The organism is Dolichospermum compactum NIES-806 (genome assembly GCF_002368115.1).
In the GTDB taxonomy this organism is placed as follows: domain Bacteria; phylum Cyanobacteriota; class Cyanobacteriia; order Cyanobacteriales; family Nostocaceae; genus Dolichospermum; species Dolichospermum compactum.
Genome location: NZ_AP018316.1, coordinates 2,259,365 through 2,283,702 on the forward strand (window position 1 = coordinate 2,259,365; position 24,338 = coordinate 2,283,702).

At 37.8% G+C, this 24,338-nt stretch carries 21 protein-coding genes and 1 tRNA gene; 12 read left to right on the plus strand and 10 right to left on the minus strand.

All coding sequences use genetic code 11. The features are described 5' to 3' along the window. Positions 1-81 precede the first annotated feature (81 nt). Entirely contained in the window at positions 82-1,119 is a 1,038-nt protein-coding gene (gene glpX / locus CA730_RS10795) for a class II fructose-bisphosphatase (protein WP_096667162.1), read from the minus strand. Between the two features lie 263 nt (positions 1,120-1,382). Between glpX and CA730_RS10800 the strand changes: the two genes are divergently transcribed. The 7 genes from CA730_RS10800 (at position 1,383) to CA730_RS10835 (ending at position 6,851) form a co-directional block, all read left to right on the plus strand. Beyond that, positions 1,383-1,940, plus strand: coding sequence for a hypothetical protein (locus CA730_RS10800; RefSeq protein ID WP_096667164.1), 558 nt, complete (start codon positions 1,383-1,385; stop codon positions 1,938-1,940). 78 nt (positions 1,941-2,018) lie between these two features. Further along, positions 2,019-2,660 carry a DUF3318 domain-containing protein gene (locus CA730_RS10805; protein WP_096667166.1) on the plus strand — a complete coding sequence of 214 codons (642 nt, stop codon included), beginning with the start codon at positions 2,019-2,021 and terminating at the stop codon, positions 2,658-2,660. A 672-nt stretch (positions 2,661-3,332) separates the two neighbouring features. Next, positions 3,333-4,382, plus strand: coding sequence for a sugar transferase (locus CA730_RS10810; protein WP_096667168.1), 1,050 nt, complete (start codon positions 3,333-3,335; stop codon positions 4,380-4,382). Positions 4,383-4,719: 337 nt separating this feature from the next. After that, positions 4,720-5,157 (plus strand): ribosome silencing factor, encoded by a 438-nt coding sequence (gene rsfS / locus CA730_RS10820; protein ID WP_039200636.1) that lies wholly within the window; start codon positions 4,720-4,722, stop codon positions 5,155-5,157. A 5-nt stretch (positions 5,158-5,162) separates the two neighbouring features. Beyond that, entirely contained in the window at positions 5,163-5,663 is a 501-nt protein-coding gene (locus CA730_RS10825) for a CGLD27 family protein (RefSeq protein ID WP_096667173.1), read from the plus strand. A gap of 97 nt (positions 5,664-5,760) precedes the next feature. Beyond that, complete coding sequence (locus tag CA730_RS10830; protein ID WP_096667175.1) at positions 5,761-6,714, plus strand: asparaginase; 954 nt, start codon at positions 5,761-5,763, stop codon at positions 6,712-6,714. A gap of 60 nt (positions 6,715-6,774) precedes the next feature. Continuing rightward, positions 6,775-6,851 (plus strand) — tRNA-Met (locus tag CA730_RS10835). A 106-nt stretch (positions 6,852-6,957) separates the two neighbouring features. On the opposite strand, the gene CA730_RS10840 is transcribed toward CA730_RS10835, so the two are convergent. Beyond that, entirely contained in the window at positions 6,958-7,296 is a 339-nt protein-coding gene (locus tag CA730_RS10840) for an ArsR/SmtB family transcription factor (RefSeq protein WP_096667177.1), read from the minus strand. 233 nt (positions 7,297-7,529) lie between these two features. Between CA730_RS10840 and CA730_RS10845 the strand changes: the two genes are divergently transcribed. Further along, entirely contained in the window at positions 7,530-8,426 is an 897-nt protein-coding gene (locus CA730_RS10845; protein WP_096667179.1) for an alpha/beta fold hydrolase, read from the plus strand. Between the two features lie 8 nt (positions 8,427-8,434). Here the strand turns inward: CA730_RS10845 and CA730_RS10850 are convergent, their stop codons facing one another. Together CA730_RS10850 and CA730_RS10855 are read right to left on the minus strand one after the other, a co-directional pair. After that, entirely contained in the window at positions 8,435-9,379 is a 945-nt protein-coding gene (locus tag CA730_RS10850; RefSeq protein ID WP_096667181.1) for a hypothetical protein, read from the minus strand. 3 nt (positions 9,380-9,382) lie between these two features. After that, entirely contained in the window at positions 9,383-9,718 is a 336-nt protein-coding gene (locus CA730_RS10855) for a DUF3696 domain-containing protein (RefSeq protein ID WP_096667183.1), read from the minus strand. Between the two features lie 45 nt (positions 9,719-9,763). Here CA730_RS10855 and CA730_RS10860 point away from each other — a divergent pair, with 45 nt between their 5' ends. Beyond that, complete coding sequence (locus CA730_RS10860) at positions 9,764-10,783, plus strand: transposase (RefSeq protein ID WP_053537527.1); 1,020 nt, start codon at positions 9,764-9,766, stop codon at positions 10,781-10,783. A gap of 23 nt (positions 10,784-10,806) precedes the next feature. Here CA730_RS10860 and CA730_RS10865 read toward each other — a convergent pair whose 3' ends face one another. Further along, a complete protein-coding gene (locus tag CA730_RS10865) occupies positions 10,807-11,682 on the minus strand; it encodes an AAA family ATPase (RefSeq protein WP_096667185.1) in 876 nt (291 codons plus the stop codon). After that, positions 11,679-12,824 carry a DUF262 domain-containing protein gene (locus tag CA730_RS10870; RefSeq protein WP_096667187.1) on the minus strand — a complete coding sequence of 382 codons (1,146 nt, stop codon included), beginning with the start codon at positions 12,822-12,824 and terminating at the stop codon, positions 11,679-11,681. The genes CA730_RS10865 and CA730_RS10870 overlap by 4 nt, the downstream gene beginning before the upstream one ends. 402 nt (positions 12,825-13,226) lie before the next feature. On the opposite strand from CA730_RS10870, the gene uvrA reads away from it, so the two are divergent. The 3 genes from uvrA (at position 13,227) to CA730_RS10890 (ending at position 18,497) form a co-directional block, all read left to right on the plus strand. Beyond that, positions 13,227-16,169 carry an excinuclease ABC subunit UvrA gene (uvrA, locus tag CA730_RS10880; protein WP_096667189.1) on the plus strand — a complete coding sequence of 981 codons (2,943 nt, stop codon included), beginning with the start codon at positions 13,227-13,229 and terminating at the stop codon, positions 16,167-16,169. 103 nt (positions 16,170-16,272) lie between these two features. Beyond that, a complete protein-coding gene (locus CA730_RS10885; protein WP_096667191.1) occupies positions 16,273-17,466 on the plus strand; it encodes an ATP-binding protein in 1,194 nt (397 codons plus the stop codon). Continuing rightward, entirely contained in the window at positions 17,463-18,497 is a 1,035-nt protein-coding gene (locus CA730_RS10890; protein WP_096667193.1) for a ParA family protein, read from the plus strand. Before CA730_RS10885 ends, CA730_RS10890 begins: the two co-directional genes overlap by 4 nt. 191 nt (positions 18,498-18,688) lie before the next feature. Here CA730_RS10890 and recG read toward each other — a convergent pair whose 3' ends face one another. The 4 genes from recG to rpsB form a co-directional block, all read right to left on the minus strand. Next, a complete protein-coding gene (gene recG / locus CA730_RS10900; protein WP_096667195.1) occupies positions 18,689-21,154 on the minus strand; it encodes an ATP-dependent DNA helicase RecG in 2,466 nt (821 codons plus the stop codon). Positions 21,155-21,195: 41 nt separating this feature from the next. Beyond that, positions 21,196-22,053 carry a hypothetical protein gene (locus CA730_RS10905; RefSeq protein ID WP_096667197.1) on the minus strand — a complete coding sequence of 286 codons (858 nt, stop codon included), beginning with the start codon at positions 22,051-22,053 and terminating at the stop codon, positions 21,196-21,198. A 223-nt stretch (positions 22,054-22,276) separates the two neighbouring features. Beyond that, complete coding sequence (tsf, locus tag CA730_RS10910; RefSeq protein ID WP_096667199.1) at positions 22,277-23,221, minus strand: translation elongation factor Ts; 945 nt, start codon at positions 23,219-23,221, stop codon at positions 22,277-22,279. A 217-nt stretch (positions 23,222-23,438) separates the two neighbouring features. Then, a complete protein-coding gene (rpsB, locus tag CA730_RS10915; RefSeq protein WP_096667202.1) occupies positions 23,439-24,212 on the minus strand; it encodes a 30S ribosomal protein S2 in 774 nt (257 codons plus the stop codon). Between the last annotated feature and the right edge of the window lie 126 nt (positions 24,213-24,338).

Consider the following 24,338-nt stretch of genomic DNA (forward strand, 5'->3'; position numbering starts at 1 on the left):
AATCTGAGATTTTTCGGTCAAATTTACTTTGACAGACCACTAATAACAAGGGACTAATGACCACTGACTACTGACTAATTACTAACGCAGTTGGATAGTCTTGGGTTCGTCCCACAAGTGAACTGTATCCACAAACCGAGCGGTTTTAGATTGGCTAGAAATAACCAAGCTTTGGGTTCTAGCACCACCGTGGAAGAAGCGCACACCATCCATGAGAGTTCCGGGGGTAATACCGCAACCAGCAAATAGCACTGTTTCACCAGAAGCTAATTCATTAGCGTTATAAACTCTGTCTCCGTCAGTAATACCCATTTCATTTAAACGGGCTAGATTACCTTCTCTGCTTTCGCCAATCAAGCCAGTTTGGACAACTTCTGGATCATAGATTAATTGTCCTTGGAAGTGTCCACCTAAGCAGCGTAAAGCCGCAGCAGAAATTACACCTTCGGGTGCAGCACCAATACCCATCAAAGCATGAATATTAGTACCAGAGAAAGCGCAACAGATAGCAGCAGAAACGTCACCATCACTGATCAGTCTAACTCTTGCGCCAGCGGTGCGGATTTCTTGAATGAGTTCTTTGTGACGGGGACGATCCATGACTACTACTACCAACTCTTCCACAGCCCGGTTTAAGCACTCAGAAAGAATTTTCAGGTTTTCTGTAGCAGACTTATTGATATCAACATGACCTCTAGCGGCCGCTGGTGCTGCGAGTTTCTTCATGTAGAAGTCAGGAGCAGCAAATAAACCGCCCTTTTCAGAAATTGCCAAAACTGCCATTGAGCCATTTTGACCATAAGCAACTAGGTTAGTACCTTCGCAAGGGTCAACAGCAATATCAATTTCTACAAGCTCATTAACATTACAGAAATTTGCCGCATCAGGTCTGGTGCAAATACCAACTTCTTCGCCAATGTAAAGCATGGGAGCTTCGTCCCGTTCGCCTTCACCGATAACGATGCGACCACGCATATGGATTTTGTTCATCCGTTCGCGCATCGCTTCCACTGCTACTTGGTCAGCAATGTTCTTTTCGCCCTTACCCATCCACTTCGAGGAAGCGATCGCCGCTTGCTCAACTACTTCTATAATCTCTAACCCAAGTGTATTTTCCACGAATATCCCCTTTAAATTACTTGTCTTAGCGTCGCTTTCTTAGCTATTTCAGTTTTTAAGTTTACCAAAGTGCGGATACATATTAGAAAAAAGTCTGGAATAGCAACTATGTTAAGTTTTGCAACCAAGGCAACCCCAACTGTATTAATACAAAAGTATTAATGTAGTTGAGGCAGAAATTACAGCAATAATTGAGTAAATGCGCCTAGCGAGTTAGAATAGTTTTGGTGACAGCCTCTTGTACTGTTCCTTACGAGGCTTTTATGGCAGCAAATCTCAAACAAATAGCCAAGTATCTAGATAATCTTGGTTGGGACTACCGTATTGATGAAAAAGAAGACCGGATTATTACAGGTGTTGAAGCGGAAAACATCGAAGATTTTCTGATAGTTGTCCAACTGGACGAGGAAGGAAAATTTTTTCGGCTGTTTGCACCCCAAGTTTTGGCTGAAGTAAAAGACCATCCCCACAAAGATGCTATCCTCCAGACGATGTTGGCTATTTCCTGGGAAACCAAAATGCTGCAATGGGAATATGATCCATCCGATGGTGAAATCCGCGCTATCATCGAATTTCCTCTGGAAGACTCCATGCTCACCGAGAGACAATTTAACCGTTGTCTGAGCGGATTAATCCAAATTGTGGATACCATTGCCCTACCGCGTTTGCAAGAGGTAATGGAAACAGGAGCAGATCCGGGCAATCTGGACTTAGGAGAAAGATTATTGTTGAGTATTCAAGAACAAGCTCCTGGATTATTAGAACTCCTAGAAAAAGCTATGGAAGCGCGGAAAAAGCGCGGTAGTTTTGCCGATGATTAAGGTGGATAACTACTGAAATCCCTAGACTGCAAAGTGATAACCTGATCATATACTGAAATTTTGTAAGGCTGGATTTTTATGACATCCTATGCAACCTCCTCTGCTAAAGCAGAAATGAGTGAACTCCGGCGGTTAAAAAGCTTGTTACCCCCAGAATTGCAAAGTTGGGTAACAGTTGAAGGCACAATAGAGGTTAATCCATCCCTGATTCGTTGCGAAGAGATTGGCAAGGACCAAGTAGAAATTCAAATTGACTTGGTAAAATGGGATGCTCTGGCAATGGATCAGCGTAATTTGCTGTTTTGGCACGAAGTTGCTCGCATTCAAAATGACACAATTCCCAAGGATGGTTGGGAAATGGCAGCACTAGCTATTGGTTTGGGTGGTGCTGTAGGTGAGTTATGGGTACAAGATGGATTATTGCTAGTATTGGCTTTAGCACTTTGTGGTGTGTCCGGTTGGAGATTGTATCAAAAAAATAATGGTGGTAAACAAATTAAAGAATTGCTGGATGCGGACGAAAAAGCGATCGCTCTAGCAACCCGCTTTGGCTATAGTTTACCTAACGCCTATAAAAGTCTTGGTAGTGCCTTAAAAACTTTGGTGGAAACCACTCCTAGCAAACGTCAGCGTTCTCGATATGAAGCCAGACTTTCTGCTCTCAAACGGAGCGCCAACAAGGCTAAAACTAAATCGAGGAACGAGGATTCTGGTCTGTAAAATCTTCATAGCTAGTGGGTTGGGTGTTGCCCACCCCACAAGGATATAGATTCATCCTCTGTCTTCTATTGTCCTCTTTCTTGCTCCTGACTCCTTCACGCCATATTAAAACTTTATCAAACTTTATTATTTCGCTCATCAAAAATTTTTAAATAATTCAATCGCTGCAATATTTTATAATTTTGGAAAGTCATAGATTACAAAAATACCGGAATCCCATCATTCACCTTCGCAACTAATAAAACTTCCCATTCTCACTTCTTAACAACTGTACTTTGGAAGACAATTATTTTTACAAATACCTCTAACTTAGTGTTAGAGACAAGTTATATAGCGGTATGCACTTTTTGTAAAATACATTCAGTAAATCAAAAACCTGTAGGGGCAGGGTTTCCTTGCTCTCGATTGTATAGCATCCGACTTCTTCCTCCTCCTCCGGGGAAATTTGAAATCCATACCTACCGAGTCTAAATAGATCCATAAATTGGCGGAAATATTGACTGACATATTCACAACAGTAAAAACGTTGTAAATCGCTGCTATTGTGAAGCTTTATTGGTGATATTTTCTCTAATCTTTGAAAATCTACCAACTTGTGATTCATCAGACAGATTAAAGGTAAGGTTAATTGTTTTTCTAAAGAAAAATAACGTTGAGCAAATTAGATTATATATGGCAACTAAAGTCCAGAGTTTTATGAGTAGCCAACCCATATCAGTAGATTTTTCAGTGACTTATTTAGAAGGCGCAGCCATCTTGCAAGTTCCAGTGAGGTTAACTGTACTTGAAGCTGTCAATTTTAAACAAACTTGCCAAAACTTAATTCAAGCGGATATACCACCTGGACAAATTTTCATTGATTTTCAAAATACTACTTTTATGGATAGTAGTGGTTTAGGTTCTTTAGTCAGTAACTTTAAAAGTTCTCAAGAAAAGGGAATTAAAGTCACATTGCGTCAGGTTACACCCCAAGTCATGGCAGTTTTAAATCTGACGGGATTAGATCAGGTATTTCCTATTGAATCTCTTCACAACCTCACATTAATAGCAACAGATAATTTAACAGATGCCGGAAAAAATAATGCTCGCAAAGTAGATCCACTTCCTCAAACTCATAACTCCGTAGCATCTTGGATGAAACGGGCCATTGATATTGTGGGATCATTGGTGGGATTAGTAATTACATCTATTTTATTTATTCCCATAGCGATCGCCATTCAAATTGATGATCCCGGTCCGATTTTATTTCAGCAAACCCGTTGTGGCTGGATGGGTAAGCGGTTTGCAATTTGGAAATTTCGCTCTATGTGTGTAGACGCCGAAGCCAGAAAATCCCAAATCAAAAACCAAGCCGAAGGTGCTTTCTTTAAAAATGACAATGATCCCCGAATCACTAAAGTAGGTAAATTTTTACGCCGTACCAGTCTCGATGAACTACCTCAATTTTGGAATGTTCTCAAAGGGGAAATGAGTTTAGTCGGGACTCGACCACCTACACCTGATGAAGTAGAACGCTACGAAGTCCCAGAATGGCAACGTTTGGACGTTAAACCAGGCATGACTGGTGAATGGCAAGTTAACGGTCGCTCTAAAGTTCGGAGTTTTGAAGATGTGATTCGGTTAGATTTACAGTATCAGCAAAATTGGACTTTAGTTTACGATTTAAAGTTAATTTTCAAAACCATCGCCATTTTGTTTAATAAAAACAGTGGGGCTGTTTAAATTATCTACTCCTAAACTAAATTTGCAAATTTATCTATGCAATTTACCCAAGTCATCAATCGGCTTGGGCTTATTTTTATGAAAGGGAACAGGAAGCAACAGAGAAAAGGAAAACTCAGCCGCTTCCAAGGGGCAGTGTTGGCACCAATCCAGAAAAATATGGCTTTGCAGCTAATTTGTCTCTTTTTTTCCGCCTTCCCCGTTCCCCTTGTTCAGAAAGTAATCAACTGTAGAATATGTTACTATTTAGAGAAAACCTATTCATACAATTGCAGTTCAGATATTTGTAAGCAAGTTGAATAAGTATTTGCTTCCATGAAAACATACATGAGGTTTAATGACTGAATCTTTAAGAGGGAATTTCCCATTGACAAAAAACGCTGTGAGCAAACCTAAAACTGACACAGAAGCCACAAGCAAAAATTTAGCTTTAACCATTGCTGAGGCGGCTTTAGACCGCAAAGCTGTCGAAATTGTCCTGCTTGATGTGGCAGAAATCTCTTACCTGTCCGATTACTTTGTGATGATGACTGGTTACTCTAAAGTACAAGTGAGAGCGATCGCTGACGCAATTGCCGGACAAGTGGAAATTGACTGGCAACGACGACCCCTCAGAACCGAAGGAAAAGCCGAGGGAACTTGGGTACTCCAAGATTATGGTGATGTTATCGTCCATATCATGATGCCAAGGGAACGGGAGTTTTATAATTTAGAAGCGTTCTGGGGACACGCGGAACGTATTCCCATACCAAACTCCGATAATGTTGGGGGTTAACCAATATGATGCGATCCTCTCTAGAGAATTGCCCAGTTCCTACGGAACAACAACCGCTGAATGAGTACGAAGAGCTAAAAAATGCTTGGCTATTTCGAGATAGTACCCTAAGTTGGGGTAACTACACCCAAAAAATGTTTTGGATTTGGGCTTGGTCTTGGTTAATAGCCGGACCTGTGGCAGCAGCCAGCTTTCCTCCCCAAAAGCAGATTTTTAATTTTCTTCTTTGTGGATCTGGCGCTGCTAGTGTAACTGTAGTGCTAGTATTGGTACGGTTATATTTAGGTTGGTTCTATGTGCGCGATCGCCTTTACAGTCCCACCGTATTTTATGAAGAATCTGGTTGGTACGACGGACAAACCTGGACAAAACCCCCAGAAGTCATGAGCCGCGATCGCCTAATTGTTACCTACGAAATCAAACCCATTTTCCAACGCTTGCAAATTACCTTTGCAGCCTTGGCTCTAATGTATCTTATTGGTACTATAGTTTGGCATTTCTTGTAAATACTTATTAGTCATTAGTCATTGGTAAAACAACCGACAACTGACAACCGACAACCGACAACCGACAACTGACAATTCACAAAATAGATATAAACCCATGACAATGGGAAAACGCACTCAAGCCGCAGCACTGGAAGTCCGGTTGCTGCGTGAAGGTATTATCGAATCTCGGCATATAGTCCAGGCTGTAGTTAGTGATGACCGGGGACGGGTACTTTCCGTTGCTGGTAACGCTGAAACCGCCGCATTTGTCCGTTCTGCCCTCAAACCATTTCAAGCTCTGGCTGTCACCAGTACAGGTACAATGGAACGTTATGGTTTGAGCGATCGAGACTTAGCAATCATCACCAGTTCCCACAAAGGCAGCATGGAACAGGTGAGGCAGGTATTTAACATTCTGTGGCGGGCAGATATTGACATCAATTCCCTGCATTGCCCAATCCCTAAAGATAAACGTAGTTCTCTAGAATATAACTGCTCTGGTAAACATGCAGGAATGTTAGCTGTTTGTCAGCAACGCCATTGGCCATTAACTAACTACTTGGATCGTAAACACCCAGTCCAACAGTTGATTATCACCAAAATAGCCGAATTGCTGCGAATGCCAGCGGAAGAATTTCTCACCGCCCATGATGACTGCGGCGCACCAACATATCTCATGCAACTCAGTCAAATGGCATCACTATATGCTGTTTTATCTTCCAGCAATAGCGTAGATATGGAACGCATTGTCCGCGCCATGAACCATCACCCCACAATGGTAGCAGGTGAAGGGGAATTTGATACAGAATTGATGCGTCTCACTCCTGGTGAACTGGTTAGTAAATCTGGGGCAGAAGGAGTACAGTGTATAGGCAGACTTGGTGAAGGTATGGGATTAGCTATTAAAGTCATGGATGGCTCAAAACGCGCTAAATATGCTGTAGCTATTCACATCCTCCAACAAATGGGTTGGATTACTCCCAGCGTTGCCCAAAGCCTCTCTGAGAAATTTATGAACCTGGGGAAATACAAGCGTTTGGAAGTAATTGGAGAATTATCGCTTTTGTAGTTGACAAACTTTTGACTTCGCGCTATATTGAAGGAGTAGAGAGAAACGCGACGAAGGCGACGCGGGATAGAGCAGCCTGGTAGCTCGTCGGGCTCATAACCCGAAGGTCAGTGGTTCAAATCCACTTCCCGCCACCAAATTAAAAAATAAATCCCTGTAATCCTCCAAGGTTACAGGGATTTGTTTTATGAACGCAGGGACGCAGGGCCTACGCCCAGGAAATAGTCCAAATTCATCTCGTACTTATTCACCACAGGAACGAGGGGATAAAAGTCCAGAATTGAGGCGAAATTCTGCTAGATATGTTTCTAAAACTTGAAATTGGGAAATATTCAAGCTGTAATAAATCCAGCGTCCTTCTTGACGGGAATTTACTAGACTTGCTTCTTTGAGGGTTTTGAGATGAAAAGAAAGTTTTGATTGATTTATTTCTAAAGCATCACATAAATCACATACACATAGTTCACGCTGACGCAGAAGTTCTATAACACTGATTCTAATGGGATCTGATAGGGCATGAAAACCCGATACTATTAAATTGTGAGTGGTAATAGGAGAAGTTAGTGGTTTATTTAAGAGCATTAGGTATCTATCCTGATGATACTTTATTTTATATATAGGCGATCGCCTATATATATTAAGTTTAGTTAAGCAGATGATAAATCCCTGATTTCTTCTATCATGAAGAAATCAGGGAAGATAATATTATTGCTTTTGCTGTAATTCCGCATCAATTAATTTTTGAAATTCCGTCAATAATAGATAAACTCTGGCAATATGCTGTATATTTTTATTAATTGAAATTTGATAGAAAAATGACAACTACAACTGAGCATTTACAAATTTTAGAAAAACGGGTTTGGATTTGGAGAGATTACCAAATTCAATATACTGTGATGGGTACAGGACAGCCTTTGGTACTAATTCACGGTTTTGGTGCATCCATTGGTCATTGGCGCAAAAATATCCCGGTTTTGGCTAATGCTGGTTATCAGGTGTTTGCATTAGATTTGTTGGGATTTGGTGGTTCTGATAAAGCTGTTATAGATTATAGCATGAATGTGTGGGCAGAATTATTAAAAGATTTTTGCAATGCACATATTCAAACACCAGCAATATTTATTGGTAATTCTATTGGCGCTCTTTTAAGTTTAATTGTTTTAACAGAATATCCAGAAATTGCGGCTGGAGGGGTCTTAATTAACTCTGCTGGTGGTTTGAGTCACCGTCCCCATGAATTAAATCCAGTTTTGCGAGTTGTAATGGCAACTTTTAACAAATTAGTGGCTAACCCAGTTACAGGTAAATTCGTTTTTAACCGTATTCGTCAAAAATCGCAAATTCGCCGGACTTTATATCAAGTATATAGCGATCGCACTGCTGTGACAGATGAACTTGTAGATTTACTTTATAGCCCATCTTGTGACCCAGGAGCGCAAGAAGTTTTTGCTTCTATTCTCACCGCACCTCCCGGTCCTAGTCCAGAGGAATTATTACCGAAGTTGAAATTTCCGTTATTAGTAATTTGGGGTGCAGAAGATCCTTGGACACCAATCACGGGAGCGAATATCTATGAAGCAGCGCGAGAAAATGGTCAAAATATTAAAGTTGTTCCTATTCCCGGCGCTGGACATTGTCCCCATGATGAAGTTCCAGATATTGTTAATAGTGAAATTATTGATTGGTTAGGAGAAGTAACGGGTAATGGGTAATTATTAATTTACTGAATTTTAACACGAATATAACCGATAATAATTTTAGTTGGTTTTAAAGGATGAAAATGAAGTCTCCATGCACCTGGAGTCATCCGAATATGCCAACTAAATAATCTTTTTTCTCCATCAAGACATTCAAAAGTTAACTCTTTTTCAAAATTATCTAATCTTGATTTACTTTCTGGTGTTACTTTACTAGCAAAAACATCTTTATTAAAAGTACCTGATATCCATTTTTTAGAATATTCTTCAAGTTCAGATAATTTTTTCATAATTTGTTGGAATATAGGATAACCATTATTAATATTTTCTAATTGTTTCTCTACGGAATCACAAAATTCTAAATGAGGAAATATCTCTTTTCTGTTATTCCATAAATCTAAACCAGAATTAATATTATCATAAAGACGATTTTTAATCCATTCTTCATGTTCAATAACATGATTTTTACTACTTGCGTGTTTAACTTCTATAATTTCTTCCAGTAATTCTCCATCTTCGTTATTTGTAATTTGCAGGAGAGATATAACATTATTATTCCATAATTCATGGGTTTTGAAACTAACAGATAATACCTTTGATGTATGAGTACAAGCATAAATAAATCCTTGAGGGGTTTCATTATAATCTTCACAAGCATATAAGACTTCATTCGACTGAGATTGATCAAAAAATTCATCAAACTCATCAAACTCAAAAAATTGTATACTTAAAATAAAATCCTGTTCAACTTGATCAACATTTTGATCATTAAGCCATTTAGATATAGGATAATTAGAGGCAAGATTAATATTATGAAAACTATTATAACTTAGTAATTGTTGTTGTATTCCTTGTTCTAATGCTTCTCTTAAAGTTTGAATAAAGTTAGACATTAATTCTCTAGCTTTATATTCGTCATTTTTTAAAGTCAAAAGACATAATTCATTAAATACCAGTTGAATATCCATTATTTAATCTCCCACTGGTGCTAATAATGCTCTTGAACTTTTATTCCATTCATCAAAGAAATTTTTAGGAATTATATTAATACGTCCTTTTTTGTCTAATTTAGGAGAAATAATTTTAATTTCATTCATTTGACTTTGTATTTCAAAAAAGTGTAATTGTACATCTTCTGGCTTAATTTTGCCATCATGAACAGCAATTCTTATACCATTTAGAATATGATCACTGTGACTTTCAATGATTAGTTGAATACCATGATTTGCAGCTAAAGCTAATAATTGACCTAGTTGTGATTGTCCAGAAGTGTTGAATGTTAGGAAAAGATTAAAAAAAAGTACCATAATTTGATACAATCTAAAAAAATATAGATAAAGAATTATCAAATTATGCGCTTAAAGAATTTCCCAGAAGTGGTCAAAACAATATTGAAACCATTGCCCAAAAAAGATTATCCAGTTCTGGACACATTTTCATTTGTATCAGTGTGGTTACAGTATGTCATGGATAAAAGTATAGTGAGTATGAGAGATTTATTTCAAAGACTAAATAATCAAGGGATAGATTTAAAAATATCAAATTTTTCCAAGGCAAGTAAAAAGAGAGATACTCAAGTATTTTTGGAGATAATAACTGAATTAAACAATCAACTGAGAAAGAAAAAAGGAAAGGAAGAAACCCAAGCATTATTTCCTATAGATTCAACAATTATTACATTAACAAGTAAATTATTATGGAGTCAAGGATATCATCAAGTAAAACTATTTTGTGGGTTAGATAGTTTGACATCAGAAGTTGGTGGAATGGTGATTCATTTTGGGCAAGGACATGACCATAAATATGGACAAGAAACAGTAGAAGCAATTCCGTCAAAAGGAGTAGGGATAATGGATAGAGGATTTGCATCCTCCGAAAGAATATCTGAATTAAAACAACAAAAAAATAAAGCTTTTGTCTTAAGAATTAAAAATAATGTCACTTTAGAAATGCTAGAAAATGGTAATTGTAAAGTTGGCAAAGATGAAAGAGAAGTGGAAATTAGAGTAGTAGCATTTTGTGATATAGAAACTAAGAGTGAATTTCGTTTAGCAACAAACTTATTAAATGAAGGAGAAGAGCAAGTTAGTAATCAAGAGATTATGGAAATTTACATACAAAGATGGCAAATTGAATTGTTATGGAAATTCTTAAAAATGCACCTCAAGTTAGACAGACTTATGACAAAGAATGAGAATGGAATTAGAATTCAGATAATGTGCTGTTTAATCGCTTATTTGATATTGCAACTAATAGAAATACCGCAAGAATTTGGCAAAACTTTATTAGATAAACTCCGTTATCTTCAGTCCTATATGTGTCAGGAAATAAGTTATGTTCATTGGTTTAGAAAACTTATTTGGATAAGATGAAAAATAGCACTTATAGGCTAAGTTTATTTCAATATGTAAAGTTTTATTACGCTATTCAACATTTCTGGTGATTGTCCTTGAGGGTGAAGATGAGATTCAGGATTCTCAATAATTATCATTGTTCCTGGTTTAGAGGAAAGAATTGCTGTTAGAATGGGTAAAGAATAAGTGACACCAAAACCTACATTAAAAGGAGAATATTCTTTACTAACTCCAACTTTACTAACTCCAAAAGAATATTTTATTGTCATTGCATTGGCAACTTGTCTTATGTTAATATTAATATTGGGACTAATTTCTCCCATCCAAGCATCAACTTGATCTTTTAAACTTTGAGATTTGCTGCGAGGATGACTTAATTCACTAATGGGAATATCTTGATTACCAAATTCATATAAAAAATGTGCCGTATATTCTCCTTTTTTACCTATTTGTCTATGTTTAACAACATCATTTTCAGATAAAGGATAAGATTCCTCTGGTGTAATTCTTTCAGCACCTAAATAGTGAAAATCATCATTAAATAAATTAAATTGATTAACTTGAGCATCATTAATTATTAATGCAATCGGTAGCACATTACTACTAGGAGAATCATAATCAAAATTCCAGATTGTTTGCTGATCATTTTCCCAAGCAATTCCAAAGCTAATTAATTCTTCTTCCGCATTTTCATATAGAGCATCTTCAGCAGTACCTATATAAGCTATCTTATTATCAAGTTTTATCCCATTATTAGGTAAATAATCTGTTATATAAGCATAGCGTAATAAAACTAATGATTGAATTATAGAAGATTTACCTGTACTATTTAAACCAGAAATTAAGGTAAGAGGTTTAAAATCAAAATTTTCATCTGCAAATGCTTTGAAGTTTTTTAAATGTAATTTTTTGATCATGATAATATACTTTGAATAATTTCTTGAATATGTTTAAATCGTTCTTTGACGCTGTTAGCATCTCCAGCACTTTTATATAAAATACCATCAAATTTACCATCTTCTTGCTCTTTTAATAAAACTTCATATAAATCTTCTTTTCTTTGTTTAACAATATTGATTTCCTGATCATCTAATTTAGCAAGATTGATTGACCATGCTTCCAATAATGCTTTATTAATAGGATATCTTTTTATGGTAGATAGTTTTGGTTTTCTAAATGCTTGTTTATCAAATAAATCATAAGCAAGATTCATGATTAACAAAAATCTTTGTTTAATGTTCTCTATTTCAGAATCATCCATTTGATTCATTTCAGTCATTTTTTTATCTAAAAAATAATCATAATCTTTAAAATCCAGGTTATCTATATTACTCGTCATTAAAGATAAAACTTTTAAAATACATTCTTGGTCAATCATCCTTTTATCTTTAATTCCCTTATCTGTTGTTTTTTTAAATTCTGGAGATTCAGCAAGTTCTTTTAATAAATTTGTGATTTTATTTGAAGAGTTTTTAGCATAACGCATTTCCTGAGCAGAAAGTGCAGTTCCTCCTTGATTAATCCGTTTAAATATATTAAAAGTAATTTCGGGTGATGTTCCTCTTAAAAGTAAATATACTGTTAGTTTTGTTTCTTTAATTCTTCTTTTCCAACGAGGTGTAAGTTCCTGATATTTTTTACCATGTAAATCAGTGAAAAAATCTAATCCATTCAGATTAAAACTTTGATCAGTGACAAATTCCTTAAATGTTGTTATTCTTTGGATTCCATCTATGACTAACCATTGATCATCATTAGTTGCATCAATATAAAAAGCAGGTAAAGGAATTTGCAATAAAAGAGATTCAATTAACCGACTTTTTGCAGTTCTAGTCCAAATACCTTCTTTTCGTTGAAATTCAGGTGTGATCATTCGATGATTATTTAATCTGTCCAGAATTTGCTGTACGGTCATGATATTAGTTCCCATACTAATGCAAGTCGGATCAAATCCTTGAGAAAGAGTTGGTTCTTCTTCTTCCTCTTCCTCTTCAATATCTATATCTTCCTCATATTCTGAATTAATATTATTTTGTTGCAAATAGTTTGTTTCTGTCATAATTATATTCTTAAATTATTGCTTGTACTTCCTCTACTAATGTATTTTGCCCTCGACGGGATACCAAAATAAATCTCCATCTACAAATATATTTGGAGCATTAGCAAACAGATAATCTCAGTTTTGCTGAATTTCTACAAGAATAGGAAACTGAATTGTGTTATTTGCCACCAGTCGTCCGTCACAATCTGGGTAAATGACCTCTAGCTGGGCTGGTGCGGCGATTTGTGAAACCATAACCCTATCCTCAGCAAGATTTTTTCTAATTATCTACTAAATCAAGAAAATATAAAGTGATATCCTGGTTAGAAAATTAAGATGATTGATACTTTACTATAACCTGAGTAAAGATAGTATTATTAAGGATTGTTTCACTGTGTAACCTTTCCTTAGCCTGTCAATATGTCAGAAAATCTAGCTGCTTCTTTAAACGATGTGCTTCCAAACGCTCACAATAGCCAGAATACTATCCGCATTCGGGGCGCTAGGCAGCATAATCTGAAAAATATTGATTTGGAATTGCCCCGCGATCGCTTAATTGTCTTTACTGGCGTTTCCGGTTCGGGTAAGTCTTCTTTGGCGTTTGATACCATTTTTGCCGAAGGTCAACGCCGTTACGTAGAATCCCTCAGTGCCTATGCTCGGCAATTTTTGGGACAGTTGGATAAACCTGATGTGGAAGCCATCGAAGGTTTAAGTCCGGCAATTTCCATTGACCAAAAATCAACTTCCCATAATCCCCGTTCGACGGTGGGGACGGTGACGGAAATTTATGATTATTTGCGGTTGTTATACGGTCGCGCTGGTGAACCCCATTGTCCCATCTGCGATCGCTCTATTGCCCCTCAGACCATTGACCAGATGTGCGATCGGATCATGGAACTTCCCGACCGTACCCGCTTCCAAATTTTAGCCCCTGTAGTCCGGGGAAAAAAGGGAACTCACCGCAAATTAATTTCTGGTTTAGCCGCCCAAGGATTTGTCCGCATTCGGGTAAATGGAGAGGTGCGAGAGCTATCTGATTCCATTGAGTTAGATAAAAATAACACACATACTATAGAACTGGTTATTGATAGATTAGTTAAAAAAGATGGTATTCAAGAGCGTTTGGTAGATTCTCTGGCAACTTGTCTTAAGCAATCTAACGGAATCGTCACAATTGAAGTATTAAAAGATACATTTGATAAAATAGCGCTGGAGCGACCTGATAGTAAGTATATAGCAACTGAGGCAGAAAATCAAGGTATTTCAGAACAAGAATTACCCAAAGAAATGGTATTTTCGGAAAACTTTGCTTGTCCCGAACATGGTGCGGTAATGGAAGAATTATCCCCCCGATTGTTTTCTTTTAATTCCCCTTATGGTGCTTGTCCTCATTGTCATGGGATTGGGACTTTAAGAAGATTTTCCCCGGAATTGGTTGTACCTAATCCAGATTCGCCAATGTATGCAGCGATCGCACCTTGGTCAGAAAAAGAAAACTCATATTATTTGGAATTGCTGTATGCTGTCGGCTTAAATTATGGCTTTGAATTACAAACTCAATGGGGGAAGTTAACACCCGAACAGCAAAAAGTTGTTTTGTATGGAGAAGAAAACAAGAAAAATACAGAAGAGAAAAAGCAGGGTTTCAAAGGTGTTATTCCCATTTTACAAAGACAGTATGAAGGGGGAACAGAATTAGTCAAACAGAAGTTGGAAGAATATTTAATTGACCAACCCTGCGAAGTTTGTGGTGGGAAAAGATTAAAACCCGAAGCCTTAGCTGTGAAGTTAGGACAATATGGAATTTTAGATTTTACCAGTGTTTCTATTCGAGAATGTCGGGAGAGGATCGAAAAATTAAAATTGAGCGATCGCCAAACCCAAATCGCCGATTTAGTTCTCCGAGAAGTTAAAGCCAGATTACAATTTTTATTAGATGTAGGCTTAGATTACCTCACCTTAGATCGTCCCGCCATGACATTATCAGGTGGAGAAGCCCAACGCATTCGATTAGCCACACAAATCGGTTCAGGACTAACAGGAGTTCTTTACGTTTTAGACGAACCCAGCATCGGTTTACATCAACGAGATAACGGACGATTACTCAAAACCTTAACCAAATTACGCGACTTAGGAAATACCTTAATCGTCGTCGAACATGACGAAGAAACTATCCGCGCCGCTAACTATATAGTTGATATTGGTCCTGGTGCCGGCATTCATGGCGGAAATATTATTTCCGAAGGCAGTTTAGAGAATTTATTAAATGCAGAAGAGTCTTTAACTGGTGCTTACCTATCAGGAAGAAGAGTCATCAATACTCCAGTCAAAAGAAGAGAAGGAAATGGTCGCGCCTTAACTATTAAAAATGCCCATCGCAACAACCTACAAAATATAGATGTAGAAATTCCCTTGGGAAAACTTGTTTCCGTTACAGGAGTTTCCGGTTCAGGAAAATCTACCTTAATTAACGAATTACTTTATCCATCCCTACAACATCATCTCCTCAAAAAAGCTCCTTTGCCCAAAGATATAGATGAAATCAAAGGTTTAAACTGTGTTGATAAAGCCATTGTCATTGACCAATCACCCATAGGTAGAACTCCCCGTTCCAACCCCGCAACCTATACAGGAGTTTTCGATATTATTCGTGATGTTTTTTCCCAAACCACAGAAGCCAAAACCAGAGGATACAAACCTGGACAATTTTCTTTTAATGTCAAAGGTGGACGATGCGAAGCTTGTAGTGGACAAGGTGTAAATGTCATCGAAATGAACTTTTTACCTGATGTTTATGTGCAATGTGAAATTTGCAAAGGTGCGAGATATAACCGCGAAACTCTCCAAGTTAAATATAAAGATAAATCAATTTCCGATGTTTTGAATATGACAGTTGAAGAAGCATTAGATTTTTGTCAAAACATTCCCAAAGCCGTAACGAGATTACAAACATTATTTGATGTTGGTTTGGGTTATGTGCAATTAGGACAACCAGCCACAACCTTATCCGGTGGAGAAGCCCAACGGGTGAAATTAGCCACAGAATTATCTCGACGTGCCACAGGAAAAACACTTTATTTAATAGATGAACCAACCACAGGATTATCTTTTTATGATGTTCATAAATTATTAGATGTTCTCCAAAGATTAGTAGATAAAGGCAATTCCATTTTAGTCATTGAACATAATTTAGATGTGATTCGTTGTTCCGATTGGGTCATAGATTTAGGACCAGAAGGTGGAGATAAAGGTGGAGAAATGATTGCGGCAGGAACACCAGAAGAAGTGGCGAAAAATCCCCGTTCTTATACTGGTCAATATTTACAGCAGGTATTGGCACAATATCCAGCGGTGGGGTGATTTTTTCTCATGCAAAGACCCAAAAAAAGAAAAAAATAAGACGTGAGGCTAGAATATTAATGCACAATAAAAAAGTAACGAGTTATGAATAAGGAGAAACTCAATGAATGATCAGGAGTTAGAAATTCTCCTAAATAATATGGAATCAGATCGAGTGGAACGTAAGGCTTCAATATCCGATAGAGGTAAACTTTGTGAAGCAATTTGTGCATTTGCTAACGATTTACCCAATCATCAAAAATCAGGAGTTTTATTTATTGGGGTTAATGATAATGGAACTTGTGCAAACCTGACCATAGATGATAAACTTCTGCTGACAGTTTCAGGTATGCGGGATGATGGCAACATTTTACCTTTTCCATCAACGATTGTCCAAAAACGCAATATTGGCGGATGTGAACTGGCAGTTGTAATTGTCGAACCATCGGATGCTCCTCCTGTACGTTTTAAGGGACGAGTTTGGATTAGAGTAGGCCCCCGCAGAGCTACTGCAACAGCAGAAGAAGAACGTCGTTTAGCTGAAAAAAGACGTTCCAAAGATTTACCTTTTGATTTAAGACCTTTAACATCAGCAAGTTTAAATGATCTCGATTTAGAAATTTTTCGTCGAGTTTATTTACCCTCATCTTTAGCAAATGATGTTTTGCAAGAAAATCAACGTTCAGTTGAACAACAACTCAAATCAATGCGGTTTGCCACAATTGATGCGTTATCTAAACCAACTATTTTGGGTGTATTAGTTATTGGTAATGACCCTAGACAATTCGTTCCCTGTGCCTATATTCAATTTCTTCGTATTGGTGGTACTGAGTTAACTGATCCAATTAAAGATCAAAAAGAAATTGGTGGTGCGCTTCCAGATTTGTTGCGGATGCTCGACGAAATTTTTCAAGTTAATATATCTGTTGCTACTGATATTACAGCCCAACCAATTGAGTTACAACAACCTGATTATCCCATAGTTGCCTTACAACAATTAGGAAGAAATGCAGTGATGCACCGTACCTATGAAGGGACAAATGCACCAGTCAGAATTACCTGGTTTAATGATCGCATCGAAATTCAAAATCCTGGTGGACCTTTTGGTCAGGTAAATCGGCAAAATTTTGGTCAACCAGGGATAACTGACTATCGCAATCCTCACCTGGCTGAAGCAATGAAAAATCTTGGTTATGTGCAGAGATTTGGTTTAGGAATTGAACTTGCTCGTCAGCAACTTCTAAAAAATGGTAATCCCCCTCTGGAATTTACTGTGGAAGATGCCCATGTTTTGGTAACACTGAAGAAAAAATCATGAATGCAAAGATTATTGCTTTCTTTAATAACAAGGGAGGAGTTGGTAAAACTTCCTTAGTCTATCACTTGGCCTGGATGTATCAAGACTTAGGATTGCGAGTAGTTGCTGCTGATCTAGACCCCCAAGCTAACCTTACTACTGCTTTTTTAGATGAGGAACGCTTGGAACAAATTTGGTTAGGAAATAGTGAACCAACAACTGTCTTTGATTGTGTACAACCATTATTAAAAGGTATTGGTGATATTGATAATCCACATTTAGAATATATCCCAGAATCTGAAAACTTAGCTCTTTTAGTTGGAGATTTAGCTCTTTCTGGTTTTGAAGATGAGCTTTCAGCACAGTGGCCTAATTGTCTTGGTGGAGGTGGGCAAGAAAGGGCTTTCCGCGTAATTTCTGCTTTCTGGAGGATTCTCCAACAAACAGCCGTTAAACACCAAGCAAATGTAATATTGATGGATTTGGGACCCAATTTAGGAGCAATAAATCGTGCAGCCTTAATTGCTGCTGACTATGTTGTTGTTCCCCTTGCACCAGATTTATTTTCTCTCCAAGGCTTGCGTAACCTTGGACCCACATTAAGAACTTGGCGTGCAGAGTGGCAAGAAAGGTTATCCAAAACAAATTCTTCAGGTAAAAAAAGTTTAGCAAAGGATTTACAACTTCCCCAAGGAACAATGCAACCTGTTGGTTATATTGTTTTACAGCACTCAGTTAGATTAGATCGTCCAGTTAAAGCTTATGAACGTTGGATTGCTCGTATCCCCACAGTTTATAGAGAAGATGTTTTAGATCAGCCTGGTGAAAATATAATTTCTATCGAAAATGATCCCAATTGTTTAGCCTTACTTAAAAACTACCAAAGTTTGATGCCAATGGCTCAAGAAGCTCATAAACCGATGTTTTACTTAAAACCTGCTGATGGTGCTATTGGCGCTCATACTAAGGTAGTGAGAAATGTTCATGAAGATTTTCAAAAATTAGCTTATAAAATAGCCGAAAGGACACAAGTTGACATTCCCCAAATATAATTAATAAGTAGTGAGACAGAATTAATTACACAATGTCATTGGGAATGAAACGAAGTGAAATGAAGCAATCGCCAGGGTTGTGATTGCTTCCCTTCCCTCGCAATGACTGTAAATATTTTTGTCCAATTACTTACTGTATTAATCAATAGGAAAATAATGATCAAGGATTTATAAAACATCCTCTAAGACAATTACGTCAAAATCGCGCCACCCATTAACCGCTCATACCTATACCTTAACTCATCCTGCATTAATGGCCAACGCGCTAAACTTGCATCCATATCAATCACTTTTTCTGCTGCTTGTCGCGCTAACAGCAAAATGTCCTCATCTTCCACCAAACTAGCTAAAGTAAAATCTGCTACACCAGATTGACGAGTTCCCATCACCTCCCCAGGACCGCGAAACCGCATATCCATTTCTGAGATGAAAAAACCATCTTGGGACTGTTCTAACACCTTCAACCGTTTTTGTGCATCAGGATTTCGGGTACTACTCATCAGTAAACAATAAGATTGTGCTGCACCCCGTCCCACTCGTCCCCGCAATTGGTGCAATTGTGATAAACCGAATCTTTCCGCGTGTTCAATTAGCATAACTGTGGCATTAGGCACATCCACACCCACCTCAATTACAGTGGTAGAAACAATAATTTGAGTTTCATTATCACGAAATTTATTAATTGCTTCTTCTTTTTCTGCTGAAGTCATGCGTCCATGCAATAACCCAACTTGAAAATCAGGAAACACACTTTCTTGTAACTTCTGATGTTCATCTACAGCCGAACGCAAATCTAGTTTTTCCGATTCTTCTACCAATGGTAAAACTATATAAACTTGTCTACCTTGGACAACTTCTCGCCGGATTAAATCGTAAGCTTGGGGACGTTGTTGTCCACTTAACATCGTCGTTTTAATTTGTTGTCTTCCCGGTGGTAATTCATCAATTTGACTAACATCTAAATCCCCATGTACAGTTAATGCTAAAGTGCGGGGAATAGGAGTTGCTGTCATCGTTAAAACATGAGGTTGTTCGCCTTTTTGCTGTAACTTTGCCCTTTGTTCTACCCCAAACCGATGCTGTTCATCTATTACTACTAAACCCAAACGTTGAAAATTAACTTTATCTTGAATTAAGGCGTGTGTTCCTACTAATAAAGGTAATTCACCTGTTTCTAACTGAGCATGAATTTCTCGCCTTTTGGCTACTTTTGTCGAACCTGTTAATAATTCAACTGGTAAATGCAGGAGATTAAACCAACTTACTAATTTACGATAATGTTGTTCTGCTAATACTTCAGTAGGTGCCATTAATGCCGCTTGATAACCTGATTGAATTGCTGCCAAAATAGCAATAACAGCAACAACAGTTTTCCCTGAACCAACATCACCTTGAACTAAGCGATTCATAGCAACAGGTTTTTGTAAATCGGTGAGAATTTCATTTACAACTCTCTGTTGTGCGCCGGTCAGTTGAAAAGGGAGAATTTCGTCAAATTGTTCTAATAATTTGCCTGTGGGTGCAAGTATGGCACTGGTTTGAATTTCTCGCGCTTTTTTTTGTCGTTGCAGTAAGCCAAGTTGTAAGTAGAAAAATTCATCAAATACTAACCGACGACGGGCAATTTTTAAAGAGTCACTATCTTTAGGAAAATGAATATTCGGAATTGCCTCTTTCAATTCCATCAAAGCATATTTTTCTCGCAAACCTTTAGGTAAAGGATCTTTTAAATTCACTGCTGCTGTTAAAGCTGTCATTACAGCCTGTCTGACTGTATTAGCCATTACTCCTTCAGTTAAGGCATAAATAGGGACAACTCGCCCAATAGTTACAGAATCAATAGGATCTCCTGGATTTGCCAAAACTTCTAATTCTGGATTATCCAAAGTTAAACCATATTTACCACCTTTGACTAATCCACAAGCTGCCAACATACTACCTACAGGATAGTTGCGTTTTAAACTTTCTTGCCAACCACGACTACTAAAACGCGCCCCTGCGTAAAAACGGGTAACTTTAATTTGTCCGGTATTGTCTTTTAAAATTAATTCTAAAATTGATAATTTTTTATTTTTAGGACTGGTAAAAAAATTAAATCTTTTGACTGTCGCTATGATAGTTACTGTTTCCCCTCCTTCTAATTCACTAATATTCACCTGACGGGCATAATCAATATGATCACGAGGATAATAAAACAGTAAATCACGAACAGTATGTAAATCCAACCGCGCTAAACTATCAGATTTTCTAATGCCAATTTCTGGTAAATCTCTAAGTTTTTTATCCAGTGTTGGTGCTAATTTTTTACTAATTTCGGCAACAATTGGCGTGGTGGGATGTTGATTTTTAGATTCGTAATTTGTTTTGGCTTCTTCTGTTTCTAGTTCTTGCTGAAGTTGATTAAGATATCTTCTGACTTCTGCTATCAAATGTTGTCTTTCGGGTAATGTTAAATTTGGATAATTAGCAAATTGCATTCCTACTTGATGCCAGGGGAGTCTTTCTTTTGGTGGTAAGGCAGTTGGGAAGTTACCAAAAGTCAAACACAGAAATTCACTAAAGCGATATTGCTTACCTACTAAATCTATAAAGCCTTTTTCGGCTTCAAATGCTAAGGCTTTATGTAATCTTATCCAATCGGGTATTTCATTAGTCATTGGTCATTAGTCATTGGTTATTAGTTATTAGTCATTGGTTACTAATCCTCAAACCAACTGGCACGCCAGGCGGCTTCGGCTTCAGCAATTTTAAGTTCTCGTTGCCTTTTTTGATATTCTCGTCCTAGTTTATTCAATTGCATTAAAATATTACGAATTCCTTTGCGCTCTGCCAATAGTGTCGCTTCAGCAAATTCTATTTCTCCTAGTCGTAAGTGAATAGCCATAATCTGAGTCAGACTAGAATCTTCTGAATCTTCCTCATCACTAATTTCTATCACTAAGTTTAATAGATTAGGAGGGCTAGGTATCATATTACTAGAACCCTCTGAGGAAGCAGCAGCAGCGGTGGCTGCGACTAAAATTGGTTCTGGTAGTTTTTTGGGGAGAACTCCGGTTTTTTGGATTAAAATATTAGCTGCTTGTGAGACTTTTTTCAAAGTTTCTTGAATTACTTCTTCTAAATCTTGTTGCCATTCAACTAGTTCTATGGGATTAGAAGGATCTAAGGCTTTAGGTTGTTGTTCGTTTTCTTCATTTTCTTCGTTCTCTTCATTTTCTGCTTCAATGTTCTCTTGTTCTTCAGTTTCTATAACTGCTTCTGTTTGGGTAACTTCTGGGGGTTGAATATAACTAATTAATTCTTTAGCAGCTTGTTGACTGAATTTACGAATGCCTTGTTGTAATTTTTGCCTTTGATTTAGTGATAAGTTCAAAAATTCATCAGGATATCCCTGGGTACACAGGTAATAACTAGCTAAAATCAATTGCTTTTGTAAGGCTGATCCGAGTATATTTATATATCTAGCATAAGCTAAATTGAGTTCGTGAGCGATCCCACTAATCGCCTCTTTTAAGTCAGTAATATCTTTTTCTATCCGTTCAATTGCTCTAGCCATAAGTTTAAGTTTGTTAGTTGTCAGTTGGCTTCTATAGTCCAAATATACGGAATTTTCAATAAATCATCATCATTTAAATAAAATACAGGCCAGCGTGTTGTACGTGACCTGTAAATACATAGAGTTATTAGTCAAAGGTAAAAGTCCATAATCAGCAGCCAATTATTAAATACATATTCTTAACAACTGACCACTGACCACTAACCACTGACTAAAAACAAAATTACTTAGCACCAATTTGGGCAGCAACTTCATCAGCAAAGCTCATTTCTTTCTTTTCGATACCTTCACCGAGTACATAACGCACAAAGCGACTAACTTTAATTTCTTCGCCAACAATGGATTTTACTTGCTTCACCAAGTCTTCCACCGAAATACTTTGATCACGGATAAAAGGTTGATCTAGTAAAGTCATTTCTTTGAGACGTTTCTCAATTCTGCCTTGAACAATCTTTTCTTTGATGTTCTCTGGCTTATTACCCAAGTCGTCCTTACCCATTTCGATGTCTTTTTCTTTGGTGACAACTTCGGCTGGAATTTTATCTATACTAACGTACTCGACATTAGGACAAGCGGCCACTTGCATGGCGGCGTTCCGTGCCAAGTTTTGGAACTCTTCCTGGGTAGCAGGTGCAGCAGTTTGAGAATTTAATTCCAATAATACACCAACTCGACCACCAGTATGAATGTAGCTATCTGCTATTCCTGGTGTGTCAGTGGTAAGAGAGAAATTCACAAAGCGCCGAACTTGAATATTTTCACCAAGGGTAGCAATAGTTTCCTTGATAAATTCATCAACAGTAACGCCGGACTTTTCAATATAGGGTTGAGACAATAAAGACTCAACACTATCAGCATTTGCAGCTTGTTTTGCCAGGTTCTTAACTAAGGATTTGAAAGCTTCATTGCGGGCAACAAAGTCTGTTTGGCAGTTTACCTCTATGAGTACACCTACCTGACCACCGGGCTGAATGTAAGTCTCTACTAGACCTTCTGCGGCAATGCGAGCGCTTCCTTTATCAGCTTTAGCAATACCTTTTTGCCGCAGCCAAGTTGTGGCTGCCTCGACATTACCTTCATTTTCCTTCAGTGCCTTTTTGCAGTCCATCATGCCAGCACCGGTTTTTTGGCGTAGCTCTTGGACGAGTTTTGCAGATATTTCCGCCATATTGCCTCAATTCTTAACTTGACAGATACAAATATTATTCAAGATTATCAGACGATCAGGACTCATTTGAAAATCATTTAAGGGACTTCCAATCAAAAAAAACCCCAATCTTTAGTATAGATTTAGGGGTAAAGCGCAATGCTAAACCCCTACTTATTTGCTACTAAAAAATTGGCTAATTTATTCTTTGGTATGCCTTAATCCCGATCATAGATGCTTATGCTTCTTCTTCTGACTCAGTGCTATCACTTTCATCATATTCGTAGTCTTCGTCAGCGTAATCATCGTAGTCTTCTTCCGCTTCTAGCTGACCGTGACGACCTTCATAGATAGCATCTGCTAATTTACCGACAATTAGCTTAATGGATCTGATTGCGTCGTCGTTGGCTGGGATCGGAATATCTACAACGTCTGGGTCACAGTTGGTATCCAACATGGATACAATGGGAATCCCCAATTTTTCGCATTCTTGAACTGCGTTATATTCCCGCTTCTGGTCAACAATAACCACGATATCGGGAACTTTCCTCATGTTTTTAATGCCGCCCAAATATTTTTGTAGCTTCGTCATTTCCCGACGCAGCATGGAGGCTTCTTTCTTTGGTAATAAATCCAGTGCGCCGCTTTCTTCTCTCCGTTCTAAATCTTTGAGACGCTCGGCTCTGGTTTTAATGGTTGCCCAGTTGGTGAGCATTCCACCCAACCAACGTTGGTTAATGTAGTGAGAACCGCAACGGAGGGCTTCTTGGGCAATAATTCCGGCTGCTTGGCGCTTAGTGCCAACAAACAGGAATTTTTTACCTTGCTCTGATTGAGTTCGCATATAGTTATACGCGTTATCCATTAACTGGGCTGTTTGCACCAAGTCAATAATATGTACACCATTTCGTGAGGTGTAGATATAAGGGGCCATTTTGGGGTTCCAACGTCTGGTCTGGTGACCAAAGTGAACTCCTGACTCCATCATTTGAGCCAAGGAAACTACTGGCATATTTTTTTACTCCTATTCGGGTTAAACCTCCATCTAGGTGTATTTCTCAGTTTTAAGAAACACCCGAATTCCCAGATGTGCGGATTTTAGACAACTGTACTAGGGTAACACATTTTTTGGTGAACA

Excerpts from the sequence above, each read along its gene's own strand:
- CA730_RS10800 (WP_096667164.1), top strand. The coding sequence starts at position 1,383 with ATGGCAGCAAATCTCAAACAAATAGCCAAGTATCTAGATAATCTTGGT.
- CA730_RS10805 (WP_096667166.1), top strand. The coding sequence starts at position 2,019 with ATGACATCCTATGCAACCTCCTCTGCTAAAGCAGAAATGAGTGAACTC.
- CA730_RS10810 (WP_096667168.1), top strand. The coding sequence starts at position 3,333 with ATGGCAACTAAAGTCCAGAGTTTTATGAGTAGCCAACCCATATCAGTA.
- rsfS (WP_039200636.1), top strand. The coding sequence starts at position 4,720 with ATGACTGAATCTTTAAGAGGGAATTTCCCATTGACAAAAAACGCTGTG.
- CA730_RS10825 (WP_096667173.1), top strand. The coding sequence starts at position 5,163 with ATGATGCGATCCTCTCTAGAGAATTGCCCAGTTCCTACGGAACAACAA.
- CA730_RS10830 (WP_096667175.1), top strand. The coding sequence starts at position 5,761 with ATGACAATGGGAAAACGCACTCAAGCCGCAGCACTGGAAGTCCGGTTG.
- CA730_RS10840 (WP_096667177.1), bottom strand. The coding sequence starts at position 7,296 with ATGCTCTTAAATAAACCACTAACTTCTCCTATTACCACTCACAATTTA.
- CA730_RS10845 (WP_096667179.1), top strand. The coding sequence starts at position 7,530 with ATGACAACTACAACTGAGCATTTACAAATTTTAGAAAAACGGGTTTGG.
- CA730_RS10850 (WP_096667181.1), bottom strand. The coding sequence starts at position 9,379 with ATGGATATTCAACTGGTATTTAATGAATTATGTCTTTTGACTTTAAAA.
- CA730_RS10855 (WP_096667183.1), bottom strand. The coding sequence starts at position 9,718 with ATGGTACTTTTTTTTAATCTTTTCCTAACATTCAACACTTCTGGACAA.
- CA730_RS10860 (WP_053537527.1), top strand. The coding sequence starts at position 9,764 with ATGCGCTTAAAGAATTTCCCAGAAGTGGTCAAAACAATATTGAAACCA.
- CA730_RS10865 (WP_096667185.1), bottom strand. The coding sequence starts at position 11,682 with ATGATCAAAAAATTACATTTAAAAAACTTCAAAGCATTTGCAGATGAA.
- CA730_RS10870 (WP_096667187.1), bottom strand. The coding sequence starts at position 12,824 with ATGACAGAAACAAACTATTTGCAACAAAATAATATTAATTCAGAATAT.
- uvrA (WP_096667189.1), top strand. The coding sequence starts at position 13,227 with ATGTCAGAAAATCTAGCTGCTTCTTTAAACGATGTGCTTCCAAACGCT.
- CA730_RS10885 (WP_096667191.1), top strand. The coding sequence starts at position 16,273 with ATGAATGATCAGGAGTTAGAAATTCTCCTAAATAATATGGAATCAGAT.
- CA730_RS10890 (WP_096667193.1), top strand. The coding sequence starts at position 17,463 with ATGAATGCAAAGATTATTGCTTTCTTTAATAACAAGGGAGGAGTTGGT.
- recG (WP_096667195.1), bottom strand. The coding sequence starts at position 21,154 with ATGACTAATGAAATACCCGATTGGATAAGATTACATAAAGCCTTAGCA.
- CA730_RS10905 (WP_096667197.1), bottom strand. The coding sequence starts at position 22,053 with ATGGCTAGAGCAATTGAACGGATAGAAAAAGATATTACTGACTTAAAA.
- tsf (WP_096667199.1), bottom strand. The coding sequence starts at position 23,221 with ATGGCGGAAATATCTGCAAAACTCGTCCAAGAGCTACGCCAAAAAACC.
- rpsB (WP_096667202.1), bottom strand. The coding sequence starts at position 24,212 with ATGCCAGTAGTTTCCTTGGCTCAAATGATGGAGTCAGGAGTTCACTTT.